Genomic DNA, 23,932 nt, shown 5'->3' with positions numbered 1-23,932 from the left:
ATGATCGAAATTTCGGGGCTTTCGAAGACCTTCACGCTGCACAATCAGGGCAGCGCGGTGATCCGGGTGATGGCGGATGCGGCGCTGTCGGTGGCGCCCGGCGAATGTGTCGGGCTGATCGGCGCGTCGGGGGCGGGGAAATCCACGCTGATGCGGATGGTCTATGGCAACTATCTGGCCGCGACGGGCAGCATCGTGATCGCGGGGACGGATATCACCAAGGCCACCCCGCGCGAGATCATCGCGCTGCGGCGGGCGACGCTGGGATATGTGAGCCAGTTCCTGCGCGTGGTGCCGCGGGTGCCGACGCTGGAGGTGGTGGCCGAGCCGTTGCGGGTGCTGGGCCATCCGGCAGAAGAGGCGCGGGCGCGGGCGGCGGCCCTGCTGCGTCAGGTGAACATCCCCGAACGGCTGTGGTCGCTGTCGCCCACCACGTTTTCGGGGGGCGAGCAGCAGCGGGTGAACATCGCGCGGGGCTTCATCCACCCCTATCCGGCGCTGCTTCTGGATGAACCCACGGCCAGCCTTGATGCGGCGAACCGCGAGGTGGTGCTGGGGCTGATCGCGGCGGCCAAGGCGCGGGGGGCGGCGATCCTTGGCATCTTTCATGACGAGGCCGCGCGGGCGCAGGTCTGTGACCGGTTCGTGGATGTCACGGCCTTTACCCCGCAGGCTGCGGCATGATGGGGCGGCTGTTTGCCGTCGTCGGGCCATCAGGCGCGGGGAAGGACACACTGATTGACGCAGGCCGCGCGGCGCGGCCCGATCTGCTGATCGTGCGGCGGGTGATCACGCGGCCGGAAGCGATGGGCGGCGAGGATTTCGAAGGCGTGACCGAGGCAGAGTTCGCGCAGCGCAAGGCGCAGGGCGCCTTCGCGCTGGACTGGCGGGCGCATGGGCTGCGCTATGGCCTGCCCGCGATCCAGATCGCGGAGCGGATGACCGGGCGGGATGTGCTGTTCAACGGATCGCGCGCGGCGCTGGAGGCGGCGGCGGCGATCTATCCCGACCTGACGGTGATCCGCGTCACCGCGCCTTCGGCCGTGCTGATGGAACGGCTGCTGGCGCGCGGGCGCGAGACGCGGGAAGAGATCACCGCGCGCCTGCAGCGGGCAAGCTATGAGGTGCCGGAGCAGCTGGCGGTGGTGGATGTGTGCAACGACGGACCGCTGGAGCAGGGTGTGGCCCGGTTTCTGGGCGCGCTTCAGCCGGTGAGCGGGTAGCGATGCAGAAGCTGGAAGCGGCCTGCGGCATCTTCGCCGAACAGGCAGAGATCGGCGATGTCGAAGGGGCGGGGCAGCACGTCTGCGAACCATGGCCCGAGGATGGCGGCGGTCGCCTGTGCCAGTTCGGGCGGCAGATCATCGGTGAGGGTGAGATGGAAGCGGAACTCTTCCATCACATGGGGATAGCCCCAGCGGGCGAGCAGGTCGCGCTGGCGCGCGGTCAGGCGGTCGGGGCGGCGGCGGGCGATCTCGGCCTCGGTCAGAGGGGCGCGGAGGGGATCGAGGTGGCTGACCACCTCGGCCCCGAGGGCGAGGAGATCGGTCTCGTCGCCTTCGGGGAGGAGGGCGAGGAAGCCCTTCACCTGTTCCAGCCTCAGCCCCGCCATGCGCACCGGGGCAAGGCGCGCGGCAAGCGCGGCGAGGGCGTCGCGCAGGTCTTGTTCCGTGGTGCCATCGGCAAGGCGGAAGGGGGCCTTGATCGTGCCGTGAAAGCCGTAGCGGCGGGGGGCGGTGGTCAGGTCGGCGGGCGGGCGCGGCAGGCCCGGCAGATGGGGCGCGGCGTCGGAAAGCCAGAGGGTCGCGCGGGTGGCGAAATCCCCCGGGCGGGGGGCGTAGTAGACGGCGTAGCGTGTGTATTCGGTCATGCGGAGAGGCCTAGCCCGGCTTTGTCACATGGGTGTGACGCAATTTGCGCAATTCGGCCCCGATCCTATCGCAACAAGGTGGCCCGAGCCGCCAGCATTTTCCGGACTTTGACATGACAGAGACGATCCTTGCCAATGCGACCCTTGTTCTGGGGGCCGAGATGCGGACCGGGGCCTTGGTGCTGCGCGATGGGGTGATTGCCGAGATCGGGGATGGCGGGGGCGTGCCTGCGGGGGCCGAGGATATGGGGGGCGATCTGCTGATGCCCGGCCTGATCGAATTGCACACCGACAATCTGGAGCGGCATATCGAACCGCGCCCCAAGGTGGCCTGGCCCCATGCGGCGGCGATCATCGCGCATGATGCGGAACTGGCGAGCGTGGGGATCACTACGGTGTTCGACGCGCTGCGGGTGGGATCTGTGGTTTCGAAATCCAAATCCAACTATGGCGAATATGCCCGGGCGCTGGCCAATGAGATCATCGCGCTACGCGAGGCGGGGGCGCTGCGGATCAACCATCTGCTGCATCTGCGGGCCGAGGTCTGCTCCGAGACGCTGATTGCGGAACTGGGCAAGTTCGGACCCGAGGATGGGGTGGGTATTGTCAGCCTCATGGACCACACGCCGGGGCAGCGGCAGTTTCGCGACATGACGCAGTTGAAGAATTACGTCTGCGGCAAACACGGGTTTTCCGAAGCGGAGTTCGTTGAGCATGTCGAGGGGCAGAAGGCCCTGTCGGCCCTGATGGGCGCGGCCCATGAAGCGGCGGCTGTCGCGGCAGCGCGGCGCTATGGCGCGGTGCTGGCCAGCCATGATGACACGACCGAGGGGCATGTGGCGCAATCGGCGCGGCACGGGGCGCAGTTTGCCGAGTTCCCCACCACGGCCGAGGCGGCGCGGGCCTGCCGCGCGCATGGCATCGCGGTGATGATGGGGGCGCCGAACCTGATCCGGGGGGGATCCCATTCGGGCAATGTGGCGGCGCAGGCTTTGGCCGAAGAGGGGCTGTTGGACATCCTGTCATCGGATTATGTGCCGTCGTCGCTGCTGTCGGCGGCGCTGATGCTGGGCGATCTGTGGGGGGATATGGCGCGGGCGGTGGCCACGGTCACGCACGCTCCCGCGCGGGCGGCGGGGCTGACGGACCGGGGCGAGATCGCCATCGGCAAGCGGGCGGATGTGATCCGCGTGCATCGCTTTGGCGAGGCGGGGATGTTGCGCGGGACATGGGTGGCTGGGCGGCGCGTGGGATGAAGGGCGGCGGGGTGAACCCCGCCGTAATGGCACCCCTGCGGGGCGTGGGCTGAAGCCCAGGCTACGGGCGACGGTGGATCGGGTGGGATGGGCGCGCCTCGCCGTGTGCGCAGGCGTAGCTTGGGCTTAAGCCCACGTTACCGGCGATGGCGGGGGGAGCGGCGCCTCGCTGTGCGTTCGTGGGTAGGGTGGGCTTTAGCCCACGCTACCCATGGGCATCGGCCCGGGGTGAGCCCTGCCCGGCCATTTCCGCCCTACCATTTCACGTGGGGCGGCCAGATGAAGACCTCATCCCCCTGACCGCCCAGTTCCATCGTGCGGCGGCGCAGTTCGGCGGCGATTTCGGTGCGCGGGGTGCCGGACAGGTTGTGGGCGGTGATCGGGCGGCCCACGGTCATGGGCAGCGGGCGGCCCATCAGGCGGCGGGTTTCGTGGAAGATGAGCGCGATGCGCAGGGGATAGGACAGGTGGCTGGCGATCTGGAACAGGCGTGAGTTCTGGCCGCCGAAATGCACCGGCAATGTGGTCACGCCGGGGATGGTGGCGAGGCGGCCAAGGAAGCCGTGCCATTCGGCATCATGGGCGCGGCCCCGGAAGGGGGCATTCGCCGTGGCGATGCCGCCGCCGGGGAAGATGGCAACGACCTTGCCCGCGGTGAGGAGTTCCACCGCAAGGCGGCGGCTTTGGCCCGAAGTCTTGCGCCCTTCGGGCGTGCCGCTGAAGTCGATGGGCAGGAGGTGGGGCGCAATCTCGGGCGGCTGGCAGAGGACGCTGTTCGTCAGGATCTGCACGTTGCCGCGCAGGCGCATGCCGAGCTGGCCGAGGGCGAGGCCATCGACGATACCATAAGGGTGGTTGGCAATCAGGAGGAGGCCGCCCGTCTGGGGGATATGGGCGGCGGGGCTGTGCCATGTGGCCTGCGGCTGGATGCGCAAAAGGCGGAGGGCGGCGTCGAAGACGGTCTCGTCCCGGCGGGGACCGGCCTGCCAATCCCTGTAGAGGCTGCGCAGCATCGGTTGGCCGCTGGCGCGTTCGACGGCGCGGATCAGGGCGCGGCGGAAGGGTGACTGGCCGGGATGGGAATAGGTGAAATCGGTGCCTGCATCTTCGGCGGCGAAACTGTCGGTCATGGCATCCCCCCTTTTCGATCAGGCCATCTGGGCCACATGAAGCGCGCCGTCGGGCAACGCAGAATAGCCGCCGCGCCCGGCGACCCATGTGCGCAGTGGGGCGGGAGCGCCCTGATCGGGCCAGTCGAGCAGCAAAAGATCGGCCCGCAGGCCCGGCGCGATGCGGCCCCGGTCGGACAGGCCCATGGCCGCGGCCGGATTGGCGGCGACGAGGCGCCACAGATCGGGCAGCGCGGCCACGCCATCGGCGGCAAGCCGCACCACGGCGCCCAGCATGGCGGGGTAGAAGTAATCCGAGGCGAGGATATCGCAGAGGCCACGGCGGATCATGTCGGCCGCGCCGGGGGAGCCCAGATGCGACCCGCCGCGCATGGCGTTGGGCGCGCCCAGAACGATCCAGTCGCCCCTGTCGCGGGCATCCAGAAACACCCGTTCGTGCATGGGGAATTCGGCGATGCGCGCGCCATGGGCGCGGTAGAAATCGCGCGTCTCCACCTGGCTGTCATCATGGCTGAGCATCGGCGCGCCGCGTTCGGCGGCCATCCGGGCGACCACGGCGATGTCATCGGCCACGCGCGGGCGGCGGTTCCAGATGCGCAGCATGAGCGAGACGTAATCATCGGTCGTCATGTGCGACCGTTTCGCCCGCGTCTCCATCTTGGCGCGGAAGGCGGGGGCCTGGACATCGGTCACTGGGTATTCGGGGATCAGGTCGAAGGGCCGGTCATGCAGCGCGATGGACGGGTGCAGCAGCGCGGCGGATGTGTGATCGTTGAAGGCCACGGCGGGCAGATCGCGGGCGGCGAGCGCCTCGGCCATCAGGGGGATGGCTTCGGGGCAGAAGGTTTCCCAGCGCAGTTGCAGGCGGTTCTCGGCCGTCAGGCGGGGGCGCAGGCGGTGGAGGGCGCGCAGCATCTCAGCCCCCGTCTCGACCGAGCGCAGGCCGGGTTCCCAGCTGAGCGTGAGGGCGTGATAGGCGGTGGCGATGCCGTTGGCGGCAAGCTGGCGATCGGTTTCCAGAAGCGCGGCGTCGATCGGGACGGATACGCCGGGGCGGGGCTGGATCTGGCGTTCGAAGGCATCGCCGTGGATATCGACGAAGGCGGGGGCAAGGATGCGGCCCCGCCCGTCGATCACGGCGGCACCGTCGCGGGCCACGTCCAGCCCGGTGATGCGGCCTGCCTCCATGCGGAGGGAGGCGCGTTCGACACGGTCATCCAGAATGAGGCGCGCGCCTTCGATGAGGATGGGATCCATCAGAGACGCTCCGCCAGAATGTGCCAGTGCCATGTGCCCGGGCGTTCATGTTCGCGGTCCACGAGCGATATCGGTTCGAAACCGGAGAACAGGGCCAGCAGATCGCGGGCATGGCAGAAGTAGTGGGGATGGACCTTGTCGCCTTCGCCGTCGAACACCCATGTGTTGCGCGAAATCTCGCGTCCCGGGGCGCGGGCGCGTTCCACGGGCAGGCGGCGGGCCGAAAGCATGGTCGCCATGACGGTGCCACCCGGGCGCAGGACGCGCGCCACCTCGGCCAGCGTGGTGCGGACGATCGCCTCGTCGCCGTGATAGATGACGTTCCAGGACAGGACGTGATCGAAGGCGGCGTCCGGGTAGGGCAGTTCGGTCATCGCGCCCTGACGGGCGGTGACGGGCAGGCCTTCGGCGCGGGCGGCGATGTCGATGATGCGGACGGATTCGGCGGCGGCGTCGAGCGCATCGACGGTGCAGCCGAGACGGGCCAGCGCGAGGGCGTGGCGGCCGATGCCTGCCCCCAGATCAAGGACGCGCGCGCCTTTGGGCAGGCGGGCGGCATGGGCGAGCACCTCTTCCTCGGCCTTGGCCCATTTGGAGGTGGCATCGGCGCGGCGCCATTCTTCGTTCCAGTAGCGATGCGCGGTGTCGGTGGTCATCCCCTGCCCCCCTTTCAGATCAGTTTCGAGCGGATCCAGCTGGATCCCTGTTCCACCGCAATCACGAGGGCGAAGAGCATCAGGATGATGGTCAGCGCCTCGTCGTAGTTGAACAGATCGAAGGCGACCTTGAGATCGACCCCGATCCCGCCCGCGCCCACAAGGCCCAGCGCGGCGGACCCGCGCACCGCCTTTTCCAGCGAGAAGAGCGAGGTTGCGGTGAAGGAGGGCAGGCAGGCGGGGATGACGGAAGAGAAGATGACGCCCATCCGGCTGGCCCCGATGGCGCGGAGCGCATCCTGCGGGCCGGTGTCGGCCTCTTCCATCGCTTCGGCGAAGAAGCGGCCGGCGAAGCCGATCTTGTCCACCATGATGGCCAGCACGCCCGCGGCGGGGCCGAGGCCCACCATGATGATGAAGAAGATGGCCCAGACCAGATCGGGGATGGTGCGGAACAGTGCGATGATGCCGCGGGCGGCCATGCGGATCAGCGGGTGGGGGGAGAGGCGGTCGGTCGCGAGGATGGCGAAGGGCAGCGCGAAGATCAGGCCCAGCGCGGCCCCGGCGACGGCCATCTGCAGGGTTTCGAGCAGTTGCAGCGCGATGCGGTCGATCCGGCTGATGTCGGGCGGGAACATCTGCGCCAGAAGGCCCGAGGGCGCGAAGAGGCGCGTCAGGCCGCGGCCCAGCGCATCGAGTTGCGGCGCGGTGGCGGCGATGGAGGACAGGACCAGCGCCAGCACGATGATCATGCCGAAATATTCGCCGAGGCTGCGGTGCTGGAATCGCGGTATCTGGGGGGTGGTATCCGCCATCCGGCCTAATCCTGATGTTCGAAGAAGCGCCGCAGGAGCGCGGCATCAACGCCCCGGGTGGGCCGGTCCATCACGATGCGGCCCTGTTGCAGGCCGAGGATGTGATCGGAGAATTCCAGCGTGTGTTCCATGCGGTGCGAGATGATGATGAGCGTCAGCCCGTCCTGACGGGCGAGATCGGCCAGCAGGCGCATCACCTCTTGCCCCGATTGGGGATCGAGGCTGGCATCGGGTTCGTCGGCGAGGATGATGCGCGGCTCTTGCATCAGCATCCGGGCGATGGCGACGCGCTGCGCCTGCCCGCCCGACAGGCTATCCACCCGCTGGAGCGCGCGGTCGGCTAGACCCACGCGGTCAAGGCAGGCCAGCGCCTGTGCGCGGACGGCGGCGGGGGCGAGCGACTGGAACCAAGTGCGCGGACCGGACATGCGGGATTGCACGCCGTGCACCACATTCGACAGGGCCGACAGGCGGGGGACGAGGTTGTGCTTCTGCCAGACCACCCCCACCTGCGACCGGAAGGCCCGCAGCGCGCGCGGCGAGAGCGACAGCACATCCTGACCCAGCATGGTGATCTGGCCTGCGCTGGGTTCGATCAGGCGGATGAGGCATTTCATCAGCGTGGACTTGCCCGATCCATTGGCCCCGATCAGGGCCGTGGCCACCCCGGCGCGGACAGTGAAATCAAGGCCCGTCAGCACCGGCCGGCCATCAAAGGATTTTGCCAGCCGCGACACAACAAGGGCAGACCCCGCCTGCGCGGGGTCGGCCTGAAGCTGTGCGGCGCGGGGGTGCGCGGTCATGCGCCGATCACTCGCCCACGAATTCGGTGAATTCGGTCACGCCCACGTTTTCGAACATTTTGCGCACGTTGTCGTAATCGGCATCGGTCACATCCGCGGTGAAACCGCCGCCGAGATATTTTTCATTCTCTTCGGTGGTGGTGACGGCGGCGATCAGTTCCTCGCCATGGTCGGCAAAGGTGCGGCGGACGGTGTCCACGATTTCGGCGGGCACCTTGGAGGAGGCAAGGAGGACGTCGTTCGGCAGGCCGTCGCCGCGCACCAGCACGCGCAGCTTATGGTCGGGGAAGGCTTCGGTCATCTGGTCGATATGGGTGCGGTTGAGCCCGATGGCCGCGATCTCGCCCGCGATCAGGGCTTCCATGGCGACGTTGCGCTTGAGGAAAACCGGTTCATAATCCGTGGCATAGACAAGCCCTGCCTCGGCCAGCAGGGTGGCGGGCGAGAGGTGTTGCGAGGTGGAGCCGATCTCGCCGAACGAGATTTTCTGGCCCTTCAGATCGGCGGGCGCCTGATAGGGTGCGGTGTCGAGAACGACCACGTTGGAATAGTAGTCGGGGCGGTTCCAAGTCACGACCGGCTGGGCATCCATGCGGGCGTTGAAGACGACATATTCCGCCGGGCCGGTGAGGACGAAATCCACCTGATCCGCGGCCATCGCCTCCACCGCCACGGTGCGGCCGGAGACGGGGAAGAATTCGACCTTGAGGCCGGAGAGGCGTTCGAAGGCATCCTTGAAGGGGCCCATCTCGCGCTGGACGGCTTCGGCGCCGTCGATATCGGTGACGGCGAAGCGGATCACGTCCTGAGCGGCGGCCATGCCGGTGACGCCGGTGATCAGGGCGAGGCTGAGTAGGCCGGATTTCAGAAGGTTGTTCATGCTGTCCCCCACGGATGTGCAACTGGTGGAAGCGGGGTAGGCAGTGGGGATGACAGCGGGATGACGGTTCGGTGGCCGGGATGTAACAAGGGCGTTGCGTTACAGAAACTTCATCTCTTCGTCGCGCGTGCCGCAGCCGGGGGCGACCGCGCCGGGGTGGCAGGATGGATTGCCAAGTGACCGGGAACGCTGTGTAAATCCTGCCGGTGTGCCGTTCCGGGGCGTGCCGGATCGTGTGCAGGCGCGCGTGCAGACGGGCGTATGCACGCAGCGCACGTTGCGCGGTGCGTTAACCATGAAACGGCGAATACTTTGGAGGGTCATGTCATGCATCCGAATCCGGCCTTTCGCGGCGCAAGCCGGGAGGAGAACCTGGCCTTTGCCGCCCGGCGCGGTTTCGGGATGCTGTGCATCAACGGGCCGGAGGGGCCGCTGGCGGCGCATGTGCCCTTTGTGATCGCCCCCGGCGGCGCGGTGGAGGTGCATCTGGCGCGGTCGAACGGGATCGCGCGGGCCGCGCTGCCCGCGCCCGCGCTTCTGGCCGTGCAGGGGCCGGATGCCTATGTCTCGCCCGACTGGTACGGGGTGCCGGATCAGGTGCCGACGTGGAACTATGTTGCGGTGCATCTGCGCGGGATGCTGCACCCGATGGGCGCGGCAGAGTTGGAGCCGCAGGTGGACGCGCTGACCGGGGTGTTCGAAGGACGGCTGGCGGACAAGCGGCCCTGGACCAAGGACAAGATGGGCGAGGGCGTGATGGAGCGGATGATGCGGGGCATCCTGCCCTTTCGGCTTGAGGTCACGGCGGTGGACGGGACGTGGAAGCTGAACCAGAACAAGACGCCGGAAGTGCGGGCCGGGGTGATCGCGGCGCTGGAGGCGCAGGGCGGGATGGCGGCGGAGATCGCGGCATTGATGCGGGCCTTGGGGTAAGGGGAATGGCGGGGTGGGCCGCGGCCTGCCGCGGTGTCGTGGGCCTGCCTTTGGGGGAAGCGGAATTTGGCGCAAATTCCGGAGCGGTTTTTGCGTCAAGAACCGCTCCGGCGGGTGGTTGCAGGTTGGCGGGGACGGGCCTAGGGTCGCGGGCGATGGCCTGCGGAGGGTTTTGACATGCGCCTCTATCATTCGCCCACCTCGCCTTATGTGCGCAAGGTCATGGTGCTGCTGCACGAGACCGGGCAGTTGGGCGATGTGGAGCGGATCACGGGTTCGGGAAACCCGGTCGATCCGGGGACCGCGCCGCTTGAGGCCAATCCACTGGGCAAGGTGCCTGCGCTGGAGCGGGCGGATGGGCCTGCGCTTTATGACAGCCGGGTGATCTGCCGCTATCTGGACGACCGGGCGGGTGCAGGGCTCTACCCCACGGGAGCGCGGCTGTGGGATACGCTGACGGTTGAGGCGACGGGGGATGGCATCCTCGATGCCGCGCTGCTGATGGTCTATGAGGGGCGTATCCGGCCCGAGGAGATGCGCTTTGGCCCCTGGGTCGAAGGGCAGTGGGCCAAGGTGGACCGCGCGCTCGACGCGCTTGAGACGCGGTGGATCGCGCATCTGGAGGGGTCTTTGGACGCTGGGCAGATCGCGGTGGGCTGTGCGCTGGGCTATCTGGATTTCCGCCATGACGCGCGGGGCTGGCGCGTTGGCCGCCCGCGTCTGGCGGCGTGGTATGCGCAGTTTGCGGCCCGCCCGTCGATGCAGGCGACCGTGCCGGTCTGACCCGGCCCGCGCGGAGGCTGGCGCGATGACCCTGCCCTGGGGCGAGTTTGCGGCGGTCTGGCTGTTTCTGGCGGCCAATATCGCCACGCCGGGGCCGAATGTCTTGAACACGGTGGCGCTGGCGCTGGGGTCGGGGCGGGCGGCGGGGATGGGATCGGCCGCGGGCGTGGGTCTTGGCATCGGGCTGTGGTGTCTGGGGATGGTGCTGGGCGTGGCGGCGGTGATCGGGGTGCTGCCCGGCGCGCAGGCGGTGCTGACAGGGGCGGCGGTGGTGCTGCTGTCGTGGTTTGCGTGGCGCTATCTGCGGGCGGCGTGGCGCGGCTTTCGGGCGCGGGGCATGGCCCTGCCGCAGGGGCAGGACGGGGCGGGCTTTGCCACAGGGTTTCGCCGCGCGCTGGCGGTGAACGCGGTCAATCCCAAGGCGCTGACCTCGTGGCTGGCGGTGCTGGGGATGTTTCCGCTGCAGGCGGCCGGGCCGGGAGATGTGGCGATCCTGTGTGCCGGGGCCTGTGTGGCGTCTTTCGCGATTCACGGAATCTATGTGATTCTGTTTTCAACTGTGGGTGCGGCCCGGCTCTACCTGCGGGCCGGATGGGTTTTGCAGGCCTTGGCGGGGTTTCTGTTTGCGGGATTCGCGCTACGACTTGTCGCAGGGGGTTGAGACGGGCGCGCGGTGGGCCAGACTCTACAACGCGAAAGTCAGGTCGTAAGCCGGGCGTTGGGTGGCGCTGGACGGTGCGCGCGGGCGGAGGGCGTGATTTCCTTGGGCTTTTGGCCGGGATGCGCCCGTTTGTCCGCTGGACGAGCCAGCGCGACACGTCTAAAAGCCGCCGGGCAAGGCTGCGGGGAACCGCGGCCCATGTTGATATGCGAGTCGCGGGACGGCCCCGCGGCTTTGGAAGGGAGAAGATCTCGTGTCCCACGCTGAAGAGAACGCAGGCACCCGTCGGGATTTCCTGTACTACGCTACGGCAGGGGCCGGTGCGGTTGCCACGGGCGCCGCTGTCTGGCCGCTGATCAACCAGATGAACCCTTCTGCCGACGTGCAGGCGCTGGCGTCGATCTTTGTCGACGTCTCGGGCGTCGAGCAGGGCACGCAGCTGACGGTAAAATGGCTGGGCAAGCCGGTGTTCATCCGCCGCCGCACGCCGGAAGAGATCGAAGCCGCGCGCGCCACGGCGCTGACCGACCTGCCCGATCCGCTGGCCGAGAATGCCAACGCGCAGCCGGGTGCCGACGCATCTGACCAGAACCGCACGCTGGACGAGGCGGGTGAGTGGCTGGTGATGATGGGGGTGTGCACCCATCTGGGCTGCGTGCCGCTGGGCGATGGCGCCGGCGATTTCGGGGGCTGGTTCTGCCCCTGCCACGGGTCGCACTATGACACGGCCGGGCGTATCCGCCGCGGCCCCGCCCCGCGCAACCTGCCGGTGCCGGTGGCGGCCTTTGTTGACGAAACCACGATCAAGCTTGGGTGAGGAACGGAGATATGGCTGGAATTCCGCACGACCATTACGAGCCCAAGACGGGCGGCGAGAAGTGGCTGCACAAGCGGCTGCCGATCGTGGGGCTGATGTACGACACGATCATGATCCCCACGCCCAAGAACCTGAACTGGATGTGGATCTGGGGCATCGTTCTGACCTTCTGTCTGGCGCTGCAGATCATCACGGGCATCGTGCTGGTGATGCATTACACGCCGCATGTCGATTACGCCTTCGCGTCGGTCGAACACATCATGCGCAACGTGAATGGCGGCTACATGATCCGCTACCTGCACCAGAACGGCGCGTCGCTGTTCTTCGTGGCGGTCTATCTGCACATCTTCCGCGGCCTATACTACGGGTCCTACAAGGCCCCGCGCGAGGTGACGTGGATCATCGGGATGCTGATCTATCTGCTGATGATGGCCACGGCCTTCATGGGCTATGTGCTGCCGTGGGGGCAGATGTCGTTCTGGGGCGCCACGGTGATCACCGGCCTGTTCGGCGCGATCCCGGGCGTGGGCGAGGCGATCCAGACCTGGCTTCTGGGCGGGCCTGCGGTGGACAACGCCACGCTGAACCGCTTCTTCTCGCTGCACTATCTGCTGCCCTTCGTGATCGCGGGCCTTGTGGCCGTGCATATCTGGGCGTTCCACACCACCGGCAACAACAACCCGACCGGGGTTGAGGTGCGCCGCGGGTCGAAGGAAGAGGCCGCGCGCGACACGGTGCCGTTCTGGCCCTATTACGTGATCAAGGACCTGTTCGCGCTGGCCGTGATCCTTGCGGTGTTCTTCGCGATCGTGGGCTTCATGCCCAACTATCTGGGCCACCCCGACAACTACATCGAGGCGAACCCGCTGGCGACGCCCGCGCATATCGTGCCGGAATGGTACTTCCTGCCCTTCTACGCGATCCTGCGCGCCTTTACGGCCGATGTCTGGGTCGTGATCGCGGCGGAGTGGATCACCTTTGGCATCATCGACGCCAAGTTCTTTGGCGTGCTGGCGATGTTCGGGGCGATCGCGGTGATGGCGCTGGCGCCGTGGCTGGACACCTCCACCGTGCGGTCGGGCCGCTATCGCCCGATGATGAAGTGGTGGTTCGCGCTGCTGGTGGTGGATTTCATGGTTCTGATGTGGGTCGGCGCGATGCCGGCGGAAGAGCCCTATGCCACCATCTCGCTGATCGCGTCGGCCTATTGGTTCGCCTACTTCCTGGTGATCCTGCCGCTGATGGGCGTGATCGAGAAGCCGCTGCCGCAGCCGGCGACGATCGAGGATGACTTCAATGCCCATTACGGCAAGGGCAGCGGCGGTTCGGGTGGCAATGCCATCGCGCAACCGGCCGAGTGAGAGAGGAAACTGAGACCATGATCAGGAAAATCGCACTCTCGGCCGCGCTGGCGGTGGTGGCGACCTCTGGCGCGGCACTGGCGGCGGGCGGTGGTCATCGGGAGATCACCGATGTGGCCTTCGCCCATGAAGGCCCCTTCGGCAAGTTTGACCAGTTTCAGCTGCAGCGCGGGCTTCAGGTTTACACCGAGGTCTGCTCGGCCTGCCACGGGCTGAAATACGTGCCGATCCGCACGCTGGCCGACGAAGGCGGCCCGCAGCTGCCCGAAGATCAGGTGCGCGCCTATGCCGAACAGTTCACCGTGACCGATGCGGAAACCGGTGAGGATCGCGCCGGCCTGCCGACGGATCACTTCCCGGCCTCGGCCATGGAAGGCGCGCCTGACCTTTCGCTGATGACGAAGGCGCGGGCGGGCTTTTCCGGGCCCTATGGCACGGGGATGAGCCAGCTGTTCAACGGCATGGGCGGGGCAGAATACATGTATTCGCTGCTGACCCATTACGAAGAGAACCCGGAATGTGCCCCCGATGGCATCGACGGGTTCTACTACAACACGTCCTTCGACAAAGGCGCGATCCCCGAGACCTGCAAGGACGAGCATGGCGTGTCCACCATTCCGGGCAGCTGGATCGCGATGCCCGAGCCGCTGGCAGATGATCTGGTGACCTATGCCGACGGTACCCCCGCCACCAAGAGCCAGATGGCGGAGGATGTGTCGTCCTTCCTGATGTGGGCGGCGGAGCCGAAGCTGATGGACCGCCGCGAGGCGGGCTTCAAGGCGGTGATCTTCCTGACGATCCTCGCGTCGCTTCTGTATCTGACGAACAAGCGGATCTGGGCGGGCGTGAAGGGCAAGAAGGCCTGATACCGCCGGATCGGTGACGAGATTGAAGAACCCCGCGCCCGACGCGGGGTTTTTCTTTTGCCGCGGGACAGTACGAATTTCCTTCGAAAATTCTGGGTGCCATCGGGTGGCCGGCAGCGCGGGGTGATTTTTCGAAGGAAGATCGTAGCCCCGCGCCTGCGGCGCTGCGGATGCTTGGCCTTCGGCGTGCAAGCGTGTAATCACGGCGCAAAGTGGATTGGGGAACCGGACATGAACAAGCTTGTCACCATCTATGGCGGGTCGGGGTTTGTCGGGCGATACATCGCGCGCCGCATGGCCAAGGAGGGCTGGCGCGTGCGCGTGGCCGTGCGGCGGCCGAACGAGGCGCTGTTCGTGAAACCCTATGGCGTGGTGGGTCAGGTGGAGCCTGTGGCCTGCAACATCCGCGACGATGCCTCTGTCCGGGCGGCGATGCGGGGGGCGGATGCGGTGGTGAACTGCGTAGGCATCCTGAACCGGTCTGGCAAGAACACCTTTGACGCCGTCCAGTCCGGCGGCGCCGCGCGCATCGCGCGGCTCGCGGCCGAAGAGGGCGTGGCGCGGCTGGTGCATCTTTCGGCCATCGGCGCGGATGCGGACAGCGCATCGGAATACCAGCGCACCAAGGCGGCGGGCGAGGCGGCGGTTCTGGCGGCCTTTCCGGGCGCGGTGATCCTGCGGCCGTCGATCATCTTCGGCAACGAGGACGGGTTCTTCAACCGCTTTGCCGCGATGACGCGGTTCGGGCCTGTGCTGCCGGTGGTGGGCGCGGGGACGAAGTTCCAGCCGGTCTATGTGGATGATGTGGCGCAGGCGGCGGTGAAGGGGATCACGGGCGCAGCGGCGCCGGGGGTGTATGAACTGGGCGGGCCGGATGTGGCGACCTTCCGCACGCTGATGCAGAAGATGCTGACGGTGATCCGGCGGCGGCGGATGATCGTGAACGTGCCGTTCTTTGTGGCCAGCATCATGGGTGGTGCGTTCGATCTGTTGCAGGCGGTGACGCTGGGCCTGTTCCAGAACGGCCTGATCACGCGGGATCAGGTGCGCAACCTGCGGACCGACAATGTGGTGGCGCCGGGGGCTAAGGGGCTGGTCGATCTGGGGATCACGCCCACGGCCATGGATCCGGTGTTGCCGGAGTATCTGTGGCGGTATCGCCCGTCGGGCCAGTATGCGGCGATCAAGGAATCGGCCAAGAACCTGCGCAAGGTCTGATCTGCCAGCGGGCGGATCGCGGGCCGGAAGGGACAGATGGAAAACACGCTGATCGCCGCCTTCCTTGGCCTGATCGAGGGGCTGACGGAATTCATCCCCGTGTCATCGACCGGGCATCTGCTGCTGGCGGGGCATTTTCTGGGGTTTGACAGCCCCGGGCGCACCTTCGAGGTGGTGATCCAGCTGGGCGCGGTGCTGGCGATCCTGACGGTCTATGCGGGCAAGCTGTGGCGCGTCGCATCGACCATGCACAGCGATCCGGCCTCGGCCCGGTTCGTGGCGTCGGTGCTGCTGGCCTTCGTTCCGGCGGTGGTGGTGGGCGTACTGGCGCATGACATCATCAAGACCGTGCTGTTCGAGACACCCATCCTGATTGCGGTGATGCTGATTCTGGGCGGGTTTGTCTTGCTGGTGATCGACCGGGTGGCGCCGGAGTCCGTGCATGAGGAGGCGATGGCCCTGCCCTTTCGCAAGGCGCTGATCATCGGGTTCATCCAGTGTCTGGCCATGATCCCGGGGGTGAGCCGGTCTGGCGCGACGATCGTGGGGGCGCGGATGCTGGGCGTGGGCAAACGCGCCTCGGCCGAGTTTTCGTTCTTTCTGTCAATGCCCACGATGGCCGGGGCCTTTGCCTATGACCTGTACAAGAGCCGGGACGTTCTGGATTTTTCCGCCGTGCTGGATATCGGCGTGGGCTTTGCGATGGCCTTTGTGTCGGCGGTGCTGGTGGTGCGCTGGACGCTGGATTTCGTAAGCCGGAATGGGTTTGCGATCTTTGGCTGGTGGCGAATCATTGTGGGCGGGGGGGCGCTGATCCTGCTTTTGCTGGGTTTCTAGGCAGGATTGGAAACTGTGCTGACCTAATTTTCGGGAAAATGGGCAGCGATTTTGACCTGTTCCTGAAAAAACATCATAATAGGTAAACTATACTGACTTTTATCCTGCAGGCAGGCAGGGTAAGAAGGCGCACCCGAGAAAACCCGTCAGAGAGGGCGCCTCATGGCAAAGAACCGCATGCTTCAGTTCGTGACCGTGGGCAAGGAGACGCCCGAAAAGCGGCCGGCCAACCTGCGGGCGCAGGATTTTCACGAAATCTACCGGGAATATGCCGCCGAGAAGGCCGCCGAACAGGCGGGGCGGTGCAGCCAGTGCGGCGTGCCCTATTGCCAGTCGCACTGCCCTTTGCACAACAACATCCCCGACTGGCTGCGCCTGACCGCCGAGGGGCGGTTGCAGGAGGCCTATGAGATCAGCCAGGCGACCAATACCTTCCCTGAGATTTGCGGCCGCATCTGCCCGCAGGACCGGCTGTGCGAAGGCAATTGCGTGATCGAACAGTCGGGCCATGGCACGGTGACCATCGGATCGGTGGAGAAATACATCACCGATACAGCATGGGAGAACGGCTGGGTGCAGCCGATCCGCCCCCATGCCGAGCGGACGGAATCGGTGGGGATCATCGGCGCCGGGCCGGGGGGCCTTGCGGCGGCGGACATGCTGCGCCGCCGGGGCGTGCAGGTGACGGTGTACGATCGCTATGACCGGGCGGGCGGGCTGCTGACCTATGGGATCCCGGGGTTCAAGCTGGAAAAGCCCGTGGTGATGCAGCGCATCGACCAGTTGGAAGAGGCGGGCGTGCAGTTCGTGATGAATTGCAACGTGGGCGAGGATATCAGCTTTGACGCGATCCGGGGTCAGCATGACGCGGTGCTGATCGCGACGGGTGTCTACAAGGCGCGCGATATCGCGGCCCCCGGCGTGGGGGCGAAGGGCATCGTGAAGGCGCTGGACTATTTGACGGCGTCGAACCGCAAGAGCTTTGGCGATGATGTGGCCGAGTTTGACAGCGGCGAATTGAACGCAGAAGGCAAGCGCGTGGTGGTGATCGGGGGCGGCGACACGGCGATGGACTGCGTGCGCACCGCGATCCGGCAGGGCGCCACATCGGTGAAGTGCCTGTATCGGCGCGACCGGGCGAACATGCCGGGGTCGCAGCGCGAGGTGCAGAATGCCGAGGAAGAAGGCGTGGAGTTCGTCTGGCTGACCGCGCCCAAGGGGTTCACCGGGGGGGATGCCGTCGAGGGCGTGATGGTGCAGCGGATGCGTCTGGGTGCCCCCGATGCCACCGGGCGGCAGTCGCCCGAGATCATCGAGGGCGCGGATTATGTGGAGCCTGCCGATCTGGTGGTGCAGGCGCTGGGGTTCGAGCCCGAGGATGTGCCGACGCTGTGGGGCGTGCCGGATCTGGCGGTGACGCGCTGGGGGACGATCAAGGCCGATTTCCGCACCCATGAGACAAGCCTGCCGGGCGTCTATGCGGCGGGCGATATCGTGCGGGGCGCTTCGCTGGTGGTCTGGGCGATCCGCGATGGGCGCGAGGCGGCGGAGGCCATCCTCGACTATCTGGCGCAGCCTGCCCAAGTGGCGGCGGAATAGGGCCGGAGGGCGCAGAGTGGGCATGTCAGCCGGCGAGGGGCAGGCGGATGCGGTGGGCGGGGTGATGGCCCCTGCCCTGCCCCGTCTGGACATCCCGCTGCTGCGCAAGGACCGGCGGCTGTGGGTGTGGTGGCATCGCGGCACCAGTCGGCGGCTGGTGGTGGTGTTCTGTTCGGTGGGCCATGCCCCGGATACGCCCCCGGTTCTGGAATTCGCGCAAAGCGCGACGGCAGGCGGGCGCGACAGCGCGGTGTTCATCGGCGATCCGCAGCGGTCGTGGCTGAACGCGCCCGGGCTGATCGAAGAGATCGTCGAGGTGATCGAGGCGGCGCGGGACGAGGCCGGGACGGATGAGACGGTGACGCTGGGCTATTCGATGGGCGGTTTCGCGGCGCTGGTGATTGGCGGCTTTGTCCCGGTGCGGGCGGCGCTGGCCTTTTCGCCGCAGATGTCGATCGACCCGGCGCTGGTGCCTGATGAGGGGCGGTGGACTCGCTATCGCCGCCGGATCGGGGCGATCCGCATCCGCAATGCCGCCGATCACATGGCCGCCGGGACGGACCATCACATCGTGATGGGCCTGTCGCGGATGGAGAAGCCGCAGATCCGCCTGCTGCCGCGGGCGGCCAATGCGGCGCTGTATTTCCTGCCCCGCACGCGGCACGACACCGCGCCGCGGATCAAGCGCGCGGGGCTGCTGCCCGCCGTGCTGGACCATGCCTTTTCCCGCCGGGGCGAGGCGCTGGCCAGTCTGTTGGCCGAACAACTGAACGCCCGCAGCAAAGGAGTTGCCGCATGATCCGCGCCCTTCTGCCCCTGTTGCCCGTATTGCCCTGTGTGGCCATCGGCTTTGCGACCCCTGCCGTGGCGGGCAGTTTCACGCCGCCTGAGGGATGCACCACCTTCATGACGGTGCAGGCCAAGGGGTGCCGGGTGTCGAACCATTACAAATGCACCGCTAATGCGCCGGGCGATCAGTGGCGGGCGGATTTCGATCAGGAGGGACCGTTCTTCCTGTCGCGCATAGATTACGAGGCGCAGTGGGTGGAAAGCTTCGAGATCGACCCGACGGTGCGTCAGACGCTGGATCCCAACCCGTCTGACCCGGCATCGTTTTCCGATCTGCTGGCGCAGGGGCGCGACGATTACATCTTCGGCCTGTCGGATGACACAGGCGAGCGCACCCGCGTGCGCGGCGGCGACCGGCTGACCGGGCGGCAGGTGGTGATCGACGGGATCACCCTGCAGGAGACCGAGTTCAACTATACCGAGACGGACCTGAGCGGAAACGTCCTGCGCCGGTCGCGCGGGAATGAATACATCCATCCCGAGTGGCGGATGTTCTTTTCCGGCCCGTCGGAATGGGACGGCGGCGAAGGAAGCTTTTTGCCGCTGGACGGAAGCCCCGTGCAGTTCATCTTTCCTGGCGAACCCGGTTTCGCCAGCACCCAACCGCTGTTCGATTGCGATGCCGTGATGTCATCGCTGCCGTTGCCGCCAAAGTCGTAAGGAGACCCGAGCCATGACGATCTATGATGAAGCCTGGGTGAAGGCCGAGGAAGCCAAGCGGCAGTGGCTGCATGACAATGGGCTGTACAAGCAGGATGACGAACATTCGTCCTGCGGCGTGGGGCTGGTGGTGGCGGTTTCGGGCAAGCCGTCGCGCAAGGTGGTGGAGAACGGGATCAACGCGCTGAAGGCCGTGTGGCACCGGGGCGCGGTGGATGCCGATGGCAAGACGGGCGACGGCGCGGGAATCCATGTGCAGATCCCGGTGAAGTTCTTTTACGATGTGGTGCGGCGCACGGGGCATGAACCCGACCCGAGCAAGCTGATCGCCGTGGGGCAGGTGTTCCTGCCGCGCACGGATTTCGGCGCGCAGGAGCGGTGCCGGACGATCGTGGAAACCGAAGTGCTGCGGATGGGCCATTACATCTATGGCTGGCGGCACGTGCCGGTGAACACCGAAGTGCTGGGCGAGAAGGCCAATGCGACGCGGCCCGAGATCGAGCAGATCCTGATCCGCTGCGAGAAGGACATTGATCAGGAGCAGTTCGAGCGCGAGCTGTACATCATCCGCCGCCGGATCGAGAAGGCGGCGGTGGCGGCGCAGATCCAGGGGCTTTATCTGTGTTCGTTGTCCTGCCGGAGCATCATCTACAAGGGCATGATGCTGGCCGAGCAGGTGGCGGTGTTCTATCCCGATCTGATGGACGAGCGGTTTGAATCGTCCTTTGCGATCTATCACCAGCGCTATTCCACCAACACCTTCCCGCAGTGGTGGCTGGCGCAGCCGTTCCGGATGCTGGCCCATAACGGCGAGATCAACACGCTGAAGGGCAACGTGAATTGGATGCGGAGCCATGAGATCCGCATGGCCAGCAACAACTTTGGCGACGCGGCCGAGGACATCAAGCCGATCATCCCGTCGGGGACGTCGGACAGTGGCGCGCTGGATGCGGTGTTCGAGGTGCTGGTGCGGTCTGGCCGTTCCGCCCCGATGGCGAAGACCATGCTTGTGCCGGAAGCCTGGTCCAAGACCACGACCGACATGCCGAAGGCATGGGCGGACATGTATGCCTATTGTAATTCCGTGATGGAGCCGTGGGACGGCCCGGCCGCGCTGGCCATGACGGATGGGCGCTGGGTCTGCGGCGGTCTGGACCGGAACGGGCTGCGCCCGATGCGCTATGTCATCACCGGGGACGGGATGCTGATCGCGGGGTCGGAAGCCGGGATGGTGCCGGTGGATGAAACCACGGTGCGCGAGAAGGGCGCGCTGGGGCCGGGGCAGATGATCGCGGTGGATATGCTGGAGGGCAAGCTCTACCACGATGCCGAGATGAAGGACAAACTGGCGGCGAGCCAGCCCTATGGCGACTGGATCGAGAAGATCGTCGATCTGAACAGCCTGCTGCGTGACGTGCCGGAAAGCGCCCTGTTCAGCGGGCCTGACCTGCGCCGCCGCCAGATCGCCGCCGGCTATACGGTGGAGGAGCTGGAGCAGGTGCTGGCGCCGATGGCCGAAGACGGCAAGGAGATGGTGGCCAGCATGGGCGATGACACGCCTTCGGCTGTGCTGTCGAAGGTCTATCGCCCGCTGAGCCATTTCTTCCGCCAGAACTTCAGCCAGGTGACGAACCCGCCGATTGACAGCTTGCGCGAAGGGCGCGTGATGAGCCTGAAGACGCGATTCGGCAACCTGCGCAACGTGCTGGATGAAAACTCCAGCCAGACAGAGATTCTGGTTCTGGAAAGCCCCTTCATCGCGAACGCCGAGTTCGACGTGATGGTGAAGCAGTTCGGCGATCAGGTGGCCTTTATCGACTGCACCTTCCCGGTGTCGCCGGGGCTGGATGATCTGCGGCAGGGGCTGGAGCGGATCCGGGCCGAGGCCGAGGATGCCGTGCGGTCGGGTGCGGGGCATCTGGTGCTGACCGATCAGCATCAGGGGCCGGACCGGGTGCCGATGCCGATGATCCTGGCCACCAGCGCGGTGCATAGCTGGCTGACGCGCAAGGGGCTGCGGACCTTCTGTTCGGTGAATGTGCGGTCGGCCGAGTGCATTGATCCGCATTACTTCGCGGTGCTGATCGGCTGTGGTGCGACCACGGTGAACGCCTATCTGGCGCAGGATTCGATTGCCGACCGGATTTCGCGCGGGCTGCTGGAAGGCAGCCTGACCGATGCGATGCGGCGCTATCGCGATGCCATCGACGCCGGGCTTTTGAAGATCATGTCGAAGATGGGGATCTCGGTCATCTCCAGCTATCGCGGGGGGCTGAACTTTGAAGCCGTCGGTCTGAGCCGGGCCATGGTGGCGGAGTATTTCCCCGGGATGCACAGCCGCATCTCTGGCATCGGCCTGACGGGGATCGAGCAGAAGCTGGAAGAGGTGCATGCCAAGGGCTGGCTGGGGGGCGCAGATGTGCTGCCCATCGGCGGGTTCTACAAGGCGCGGCGGTCGGGCGAGAAGCACGCCTGGGAAGCGCAGACGATGCACATGCTGCAATCGGCCTGTGACCGGGCGAGCTATGACCTGTGGAAGCAGTATTCGGCGGCGATGCGGGCCAACCCGCCCATCCATCTGCGCGACCTCTTGGACATCAAGACGCTGGGCAAGCCGGTGCCGATCGAAGAGGTGGAAAGCATCACGTCGATCCGCAAGCGGTTCGTCACGCCGGGGATGAGCCTTGGCGCGCTTTCGCCTGAGGCGCACAAGACGCTGAACGTCGCCATGAACCGCATCGGCGCCAAGTCGGACAGCGGCGAGGGCGGCGAGGACCCGGCGCATTTCGTGCCGGAGCCGAACGGCGACAACCCGAGCGCCAAGATCAAGCAGGTAGCGTCGGGCCGCTTTGGCGTGACCGCCGAGTATCTGAACGCCTGCGAGGAGTTGGAGATCAAGGTGGCCCAAGGGGCAAAGCCCGGCGAAGGCGGGCAGTTGCCGGGGATGAAGGTGACGGCGCTGATCGCGCGGCTGCGCCATTCGACGCCGGGGGTGACGCTGATTTCGCCGCCGCCGCACCATGACATCTATTCCATCGAGGATCTGGCGCAGCTGATCTATGACCTGAAGCAGATCAACCCGCGCGCCAAGGTGACGGTGAAGCTGGTGTCGGCCTCGGGCGTGGGCACCATCGCGGCGGGCGTGGCCAAGGCAAAGGCGGATGTGATCCTGATTTCCGGCCATAACGGCGGGACGGGCGCGTCGCCTGCGACCTCGATCAAATATGCCGGTCTGCCCTGGGAGATGGGGCTGACCGAGGCGCATCAGGTGCTGGCGATGAACAACCTGCGCGAGCGGGTGACGCTGCGCACCGATGGCGGGTTGCGGACGGGGCGCGATGTGGTGATGGCCGCGATGATGGGGGCCGAGGAATATGGCATCGGCACGGCCGCGCTGATCGCCATGGGCTGCATCATGGTGCGCCAGTGCCAATCGAACACCTGCCCCGTGGGCGTCTGCACCCAGAACGAGGCGCTGCGCGCCAAGTTCACCGGCAATGCCGACAAGGTGGTGAACCTGATCACCTTCTATGCGCAGGAGGTGCGGGAAATACTCGCCTCGATCGGCGCGCGGTCGATGGATGAGATCATCGGGCGAGCGGACCTGCTGACGCAGGTGAGCCGGGGCCATGCGGCGCTGGATGATCTGGACCTGAACCCGCTGCTGATCACGGTCGATGGCGCATCGAAGATCACCTATGACCGGTCGAAGCCGCGCAATGCGGTGCCAGATACGCTGGATGCCGAGATCATCCGCGACGGCGCGCGGTTCTTCGAGGATGGCGAGAAGATGCAGCTGTCCTATGCGGTGCGGAACACGCATCGCACCATCGGGACGCGGGCGTCGAGCCATATCGTGAAGAAGTTCGGGATGCGCAACAGCCTGCAGCCCGACCATCTGACGGTGAAGCTGACCGGATCCTGCGGCCAGTCGCTGGGCGCGTTTTCGGTGCGCGGTCTGAAGATCGAGGTGCAGGGCGATGCCAACGATTATGTGGGCAAGGGCCTTTCGGGCGGCATGATCACGGTGCGGCCGATGATGTCTTCGCCGTTGCGGGCGGAGGAGAACACGATCATCGGCAACACGGTGCTGTATGGCGCGACGGATGGCTATCTGTTTGCCAGCGGGCGGGCGGGTGAGCGCTTCGCGGTGCGCAACTCGGGCGCCAAGGTGGTGGTCGAGGGCTGCGGGTCGAACGGCTGTGAATACATGACCGGCGGCGTTGCGGTGATCCTTGGCCGGATCGGCGCGAACTTTGGCGCAGGCATGACCGGGGGGATGGCCTATGTCTATGATCCCGACGGGATGGCGGAAGAGTTCATGAACCTCGAGTCGATCCTGACCTGCGGCATCGGGCATCCGCATTGGGAGGCGCAGCTGCGCGGGCTGATCGAGGTGCATCTTGCCGAGACGGGTTCGCGCATCGCCGAGCGGATCCTTGCCAATTGGGAGAGCGAGAAGCGCAACTTCCTGCAGGTCTGCCCCAAGGAGATGTTGCCGCATCTGGCGCATCCCCTGTCGGACGAGGTGGCGAAGGTCCCGGCAGAGTGAGGTGAGGGCGGCCCCCACGAACTTCCATTCGAAAATTCAGGGGCCGCCGCGCCTGATTTTTCGAAGGAAAATCGTAGGCGCGGGCGGGGGCGGGGCGGCGGGGTGACTGCCGTGCCTTGACCGCGCCGC

At 66.5% G+C, this 23,932-nt stretch carries 22 protein-coding genes; 15 read left to right on the top strand and 7 right to left on the bottom strand.

The window, feature by feature from the left end:
- Positions 1-684 carry a phosphonate C-P lyase system protein PhnL gene (gene phnL, locus GU920_RS08085; RefSeq protein WP_161766402.1) on the top strand — a complete coding sequence of 228 codons (684 nt, stop codon included), beginning with the start codon at positions 1-3 and terminating at the stop codon, positions 682-684.
- Positions 681-1,223, top strand: coding sequence for a phosphonate metabolism protein/1,5-bisphosphokinase (PRPP-forming) PhnN (phnN, locus tag GU920_RS08080; protein ID WP_161766401.1), 543 nt, complete (start codon positions 681-683; stop codon positions 1,221-1,223). Before phnL ends, phnN begins: the two co-directional genes overlap by 4 nt.
- On the opposite strand, the gene GU920_RS08075 is transcribed toward phnN, so the two are convergent.
- Positions 1,205-1,870: a DUF1045 domain-containing protein gene (locus GU920_RS08075; RefSeq protein WP_161766400.1), complete on the bottom strand. Its 666-nt coding sequence runs from the start codon at positions 1,868-1,870 to the stop codon at positions 1,205-1,207. The genes phnN and GU920_RS08075 overlap by 19 nt on opposite strands.
- A 113-nt stretch (positions 1,871-1,983) precedes the next feature.
- Here GU920_RS08075 and GU920_RS08070 point away from each other — a divergent pair, with 113 nt between their 5' ends.
- Entirely contained in the window at positions 1,984-3,126 is a 1,143-nt protein-coding gene (locus GU920_RS08070) for an alpha-D-ribose 1-methylphosphonate 5-triphosphate diphosphatase (protein ID WP_161766399.1), read from the top strand.
- A gap of 254 nt (positions 3,127-3,380) precedes the next feature.
- Here GU920_RS08070 and GU920_RS08065 read toward each other — a convergent pair whose 3' ends face one another.
- Genes GU920_RS08065 through GU920_RS08040 form a run of 6 tightly spaced genes read right to left on the bottom strand, consistent with a single transcriptional unit; the run spans position 3,381 to position 8,667 of the window.
- Complete coding sequence (locus GU920_RS08065) at positions 3,381-4,256, bottom strand: hypothetical protein (protein ID WP_161766398.1); 876 nt, start codon at positions 4,254-4,256, stop codon at positions 3,381-3,383.
- A gap of 18 nt (positions 4,257-4,274) precedes the next feature.
- On the bottom strand, positions 4,275-5,513 hold the full coding sequence (locus GU920_RS08060; RefSeq protein WP_161766397.1) for an alpha-D-ribose 1-methylphosphonate 5-triphosphate diphosphatase: 1,239 nt from the start codon (positions 5,511-5,513) through the stop codon (positions 4,275-4,277).
- Positions 5,513-6,169, bottom strand: a complete 657-nt coding sequence (locus GU920_RS08055) for a class I SAM-dependent methyltransferase (protein ID WP_161766396.1) — start codon at positions 6,167-6,169, stop codon at positions 5,513-5,515. Before GU920_RS08055 ends, GU920_RS08060 begins: the two co-directional genes overlap by 1 nt.
- Before the next feature lie 14 nt (positions 6,170-6,183).
- A complete protein-coding gene (gene phnE / locus GU920_RS08050; protein WP_161766395.1) occupies positions 6,184-6,984 on the bottom strand; it encodes a phosphonate ABC transporter, permease protein PhnE in 801 nt (266 codons plus the stop codon).
- A 5-nt stretch (positions 6,985-6,989) separates the two neighbouring features.
- Positions 6,990-7,787 (bottom strand): phosphonate ABC transporter ATP-binding protein, encoded by a 798-nt coding sequence (locus GU920_RS08045; RefSeq protein WP_161766394.1) that lies wholly within the window; start codon positions 7,785-7,787, stop codon positions 6,990-6,992.
- A gap of 7 nt (positions 7,788-7,794) precedes the next feature.
- A complete protein-coding gene (locus tag GU920_RS08040; protein WP_201743996.1) occupies positions 7,795-8,667 on the bottom strand; it encodes a PhnD/SsuA/transferrin family substrate-binding protein in 873 nt (290 codons plus the stop codon).
- A 327-nt stretch (positions 8,668-8,994) separates the two neighbouring features.
- On the opposite strand from GU920_RS08040, the gene GU920_RS08035 reads away from it, so the two are divergent.
- The 12 genes from GU920_RS08035 (at position 8,995) to gltB (ending at position 23,803) form a co-directional block, all read left to right on the top strand.
- Entirely contained in the window at positions 8,995-9,600 is a 606-nt protein-coding gene (locus GU920_RS08035) for an FMN-binding negative transcriptional regulator (RefSeq protein ID WP_161766393.1), read from the top strand.
- Between the two features lie 177 nt (positions 9,601-9,777).
- On the top strand, positions 9,778-10,383 hold the full coding sequence (locus GU920_RS08030) for a glutathione S-transferase (protein WP_161766392.1): 606 nt from the start codon (positions 9,778-9,780) through the stop codon (positions 10,381-10,383).
- A 25-nt stretch (positions 10,384-10,408) separates the two neighbouring features.
- Positions 10,409-11,044, top strand: a complete 636-nt coding sequence (locus GU920_RS08025; protein ID WP_161766391.1) for a LysE family translocator — start codon at positions 10,409-10,411, stop codon at positions 11,042-11,044.
- A 253-nt stretch (positions 11,045-11,297) separates the two neighbouring features.
- The gene (gene petA, locus GU920_RS08020) at positions 11,298-11,861 is read left to right on the top strand and encodes a ubiquinol-cytochrome c reductase iron-sulfur subunit (protein ID WP_161766390.1); all 564 of its coding nucleotides are present in this window, start codon (positions 11,298-11,300) and stop codon (positions 11,859-11,861) included.
- A gap of 11 nt (positions 11,862-11,872) precedes the next feature.
- Entirely contained in the window at positions 11,873-13,222 is a 1,350-nt protein-coding gene (gene petB / locus GU920_RS08015; protein WP_161766389.1) for a cytochrome b, read from the top strand.
- Between the two features lie 17 nt (positions 13,223-13,239).
- A complete protein-coding gene (locus tag GU920_RS08010; protein ID WP_161766388.1) occupies positions 13,240-14,088 on the top strand; it encodes a cytochrome c1 in 849 nt (282 codons plus the stop codon).
- Between the two features lie 231 nt (positions 14,089-14,319).
- A complete protein-coding gene (locus GU920_RS08005; protein WP_161766387.1) occupies positions 14,320-15,306 on the top strand; it encodes a complex I NDUFA9 subunit family protein in 987 nt (328 codons plus the stop codon).
- A 36-nt stretch (positions 15,307-15,342) separates the two neighbouring features.
- On the top strand, positions 15,343-16,143 hold the full coding sequence (locus GU920_RS08000; RefSeq protein WP_161766386.1) for an undecaprenyl-diphosphate phosphatase: 801 nt from the start codon (positions 15,343-15,345) through the stop codon (positions 16,141-16,143).
- Between the two features lie 162 nt (positions 16,144-16,305).
- Positions 16,306-17,742 (top strand): NAD(P)-dependent oxidoreductase, encoded by a 1,437-nt coding sequence (locus GU920_RS07995; protein WP_161766385.1) that lies wholly within the window; start codon positions 16,306-16,308, stop codon positions 17,740-17,742.
- Positions 17,743-17,758: 16 nt separating this feature from the next.
- Positions 17,759-18,541, top strand: a complete 783-nt coding sequence (locus tag GU920_RS07990; protein ID WP_161766384.1) for a hypothetical protein — start codon at positions 17,759-17,761, stop codon at positions 18,539-18,541.
- The gene (locus GU920_RS07985; protein WP_161766383.1) at positions 18,538-19,251 is read left to right on the top strand and encodes a hypothetical protein; all 714 of its coding nucleotides are present in this window, start codon (positions 18,538-18,540) and stop codon (positions 19,249-19,251) included. The genes GU920_RS07990 and GU920_RS07985 overlap by 4 nt, the downstream gene beginning before the upstream one ends.
- A 13-nt stretch (positions 19,252-19,264) precedes the next feature.
- A complete protein-coding gene (gltB, locus tag GU920_RS07980) occupies positions 19,265-23,803 on the top strand; it encodes a glutamate synthase large subunit (protein WP_161766382.1) in 4,539 nt (1,512 codons plus the stop codon).
- The last annotated feature ends 129 nt before the right edge of the window (positions 23,804-23,932 follow it).

The sequence above is a fragment of the Paragemmobacter ruber genome (assembly GCF_009908315.1).
Taxonomy (GTDB): Bacteria; Pseudomonadota; Alphaproteobacteria; order Rhodobacterales; family Rhodobacteraceae; genus Paragemmobacter; species Paragemmobacter ruber.
This window is presented reverse-complemented; position numbering and strand designations above follow the sequence as displayed.

Coding starts and splice junctions, on each gene's coding strand:
- GU920_RS08055 (WP_161766396.1), bottom strand. CDS start 6,169: ATGACCACCGACACCGCGCATCGCTACTGGAACGAAGAATGGCGCCGC.
- GU920_RS07995 (WP_161766385.1), top strand. CDS start 16,306: ATGGCAAAGAACCGCATGCTTCAGTTCGTGACCGTGGGCAAGGAGACG.
- GU920_RS08070 (WP_161766399.1), top strand. CDS start 1,984: ATGACAGAGACGATCCTTGCCAATGCGACCCTTGTTCTGGGGGCCGAG.
- phnL (WP_161766402.1), top strand. CDS start 1: ATGATCGAAATTTCGGGGCTTTCGAAGACCTTCACGCTGCACAATCAG.
- GU920_RS08035 (WP_161766393.1), top strand. CDS start 8,995: ATGCATCCGAATCCGGCCTTTCGCGGCGCAAGCCGGGAGGAGAACCTG.
- GU920_RS07985 (WP_161766383.1), top strand. CDS start 18,538: ATGATCCGCGCCCTTCTGCCCCTGTTGCCCGTATTGCCCTGTGTGGCC.
- GU920_RS08075 (WP_161766400.1), bottom strand. CDS start 1,870: ATGACCGAATACACACGCTACGCCGTCTACTACGCCCCCCGCCCGGGG.
- GU920_RS08010 (WP_161766388.1), top strand. CDS start 13,240: ATGATCAGGAAAATCGCACTCTCGGCCGCGCTGGCGGTGGTGGCGACC.
- phnN (WP_161766401.1), top strand. CDS start 681: ATGATGGGGCGGCTGTTTGCCGTCGTCGGGCCATCAGGCGCGGGGAAG.
- GU920_RS08025 (WP_161766391.1), top strand. CDS start 10,409: ATGACCCTGCCCTGGGGCGAGTTTGCGGCGGTCTGGCTGTTTCTGGCG.
- GU920_RS08045 (WP_161766394.1), bottom strand. CDS start 7,787: ATGACCGCGCACCCCCGCGCCGCACAGCTTCAGGCCGACCCCGCGCAG.
- GU920_RS08040 (WP_201743996.1), bottom strand. CDS start 8,667: ATGAACAACCTTCTGAAATCCGGCCTACTCAGCCTCGCCCTGATCACC.
- GU920_RS08005 (WP_161766387.1), top strand. CDS start 14,320: ATGAACAAGCTTGTCACCATCTATGGCGGGTCGGGGTTTGTCGGGCGA.
- gltB (WP_161766382.1), top strand. CDS start 19,265: ATGACGATCTATGATGAAGCCTGGGTGAAGGCCGAGGAAGCCAAGCGG.
- GU920_RS08030 (WP_161766392.1), top strand. CDS start 9,778: ATGCGCCTCTATCATTCGCCCACCTCGCCTTATGTGCGCAAGGTCATG.
- GU920_RS08065 (WP_161766398.1), bottom strand. CDS start 4,256: ATGACCGACAGTTTCGCCGCCGAAGATGCAGGCACCGATTTCACCTAT.
- phnE (WP_161766395.1), bottom strand. CDS start 6,984: ATGGCGGATACCACCCCCCAGATACCGCGATTCCAGCACCGCAGCCTC.
- GU920_RS08000 (WP_161766386.1), top strand. CDS start 15,343: ATGGAAAACACGCTGATCGCCGCCTTCCTTGGCCTGATCGAGGGGCTG.
- petB (WP_161766389.1), top strand. CDS start 11,873: ATGGCTGGAATTCCGCACGACCATTACGAGCCCAAGACGGGCGGCGAG.
- GU920_RS08060 (WP_161766397.1), bottom strand. CDS start 5,513: ATGGATCCCATCCTCATCGAAGGCGCGCGCCTCATTCTGGATGACCGT.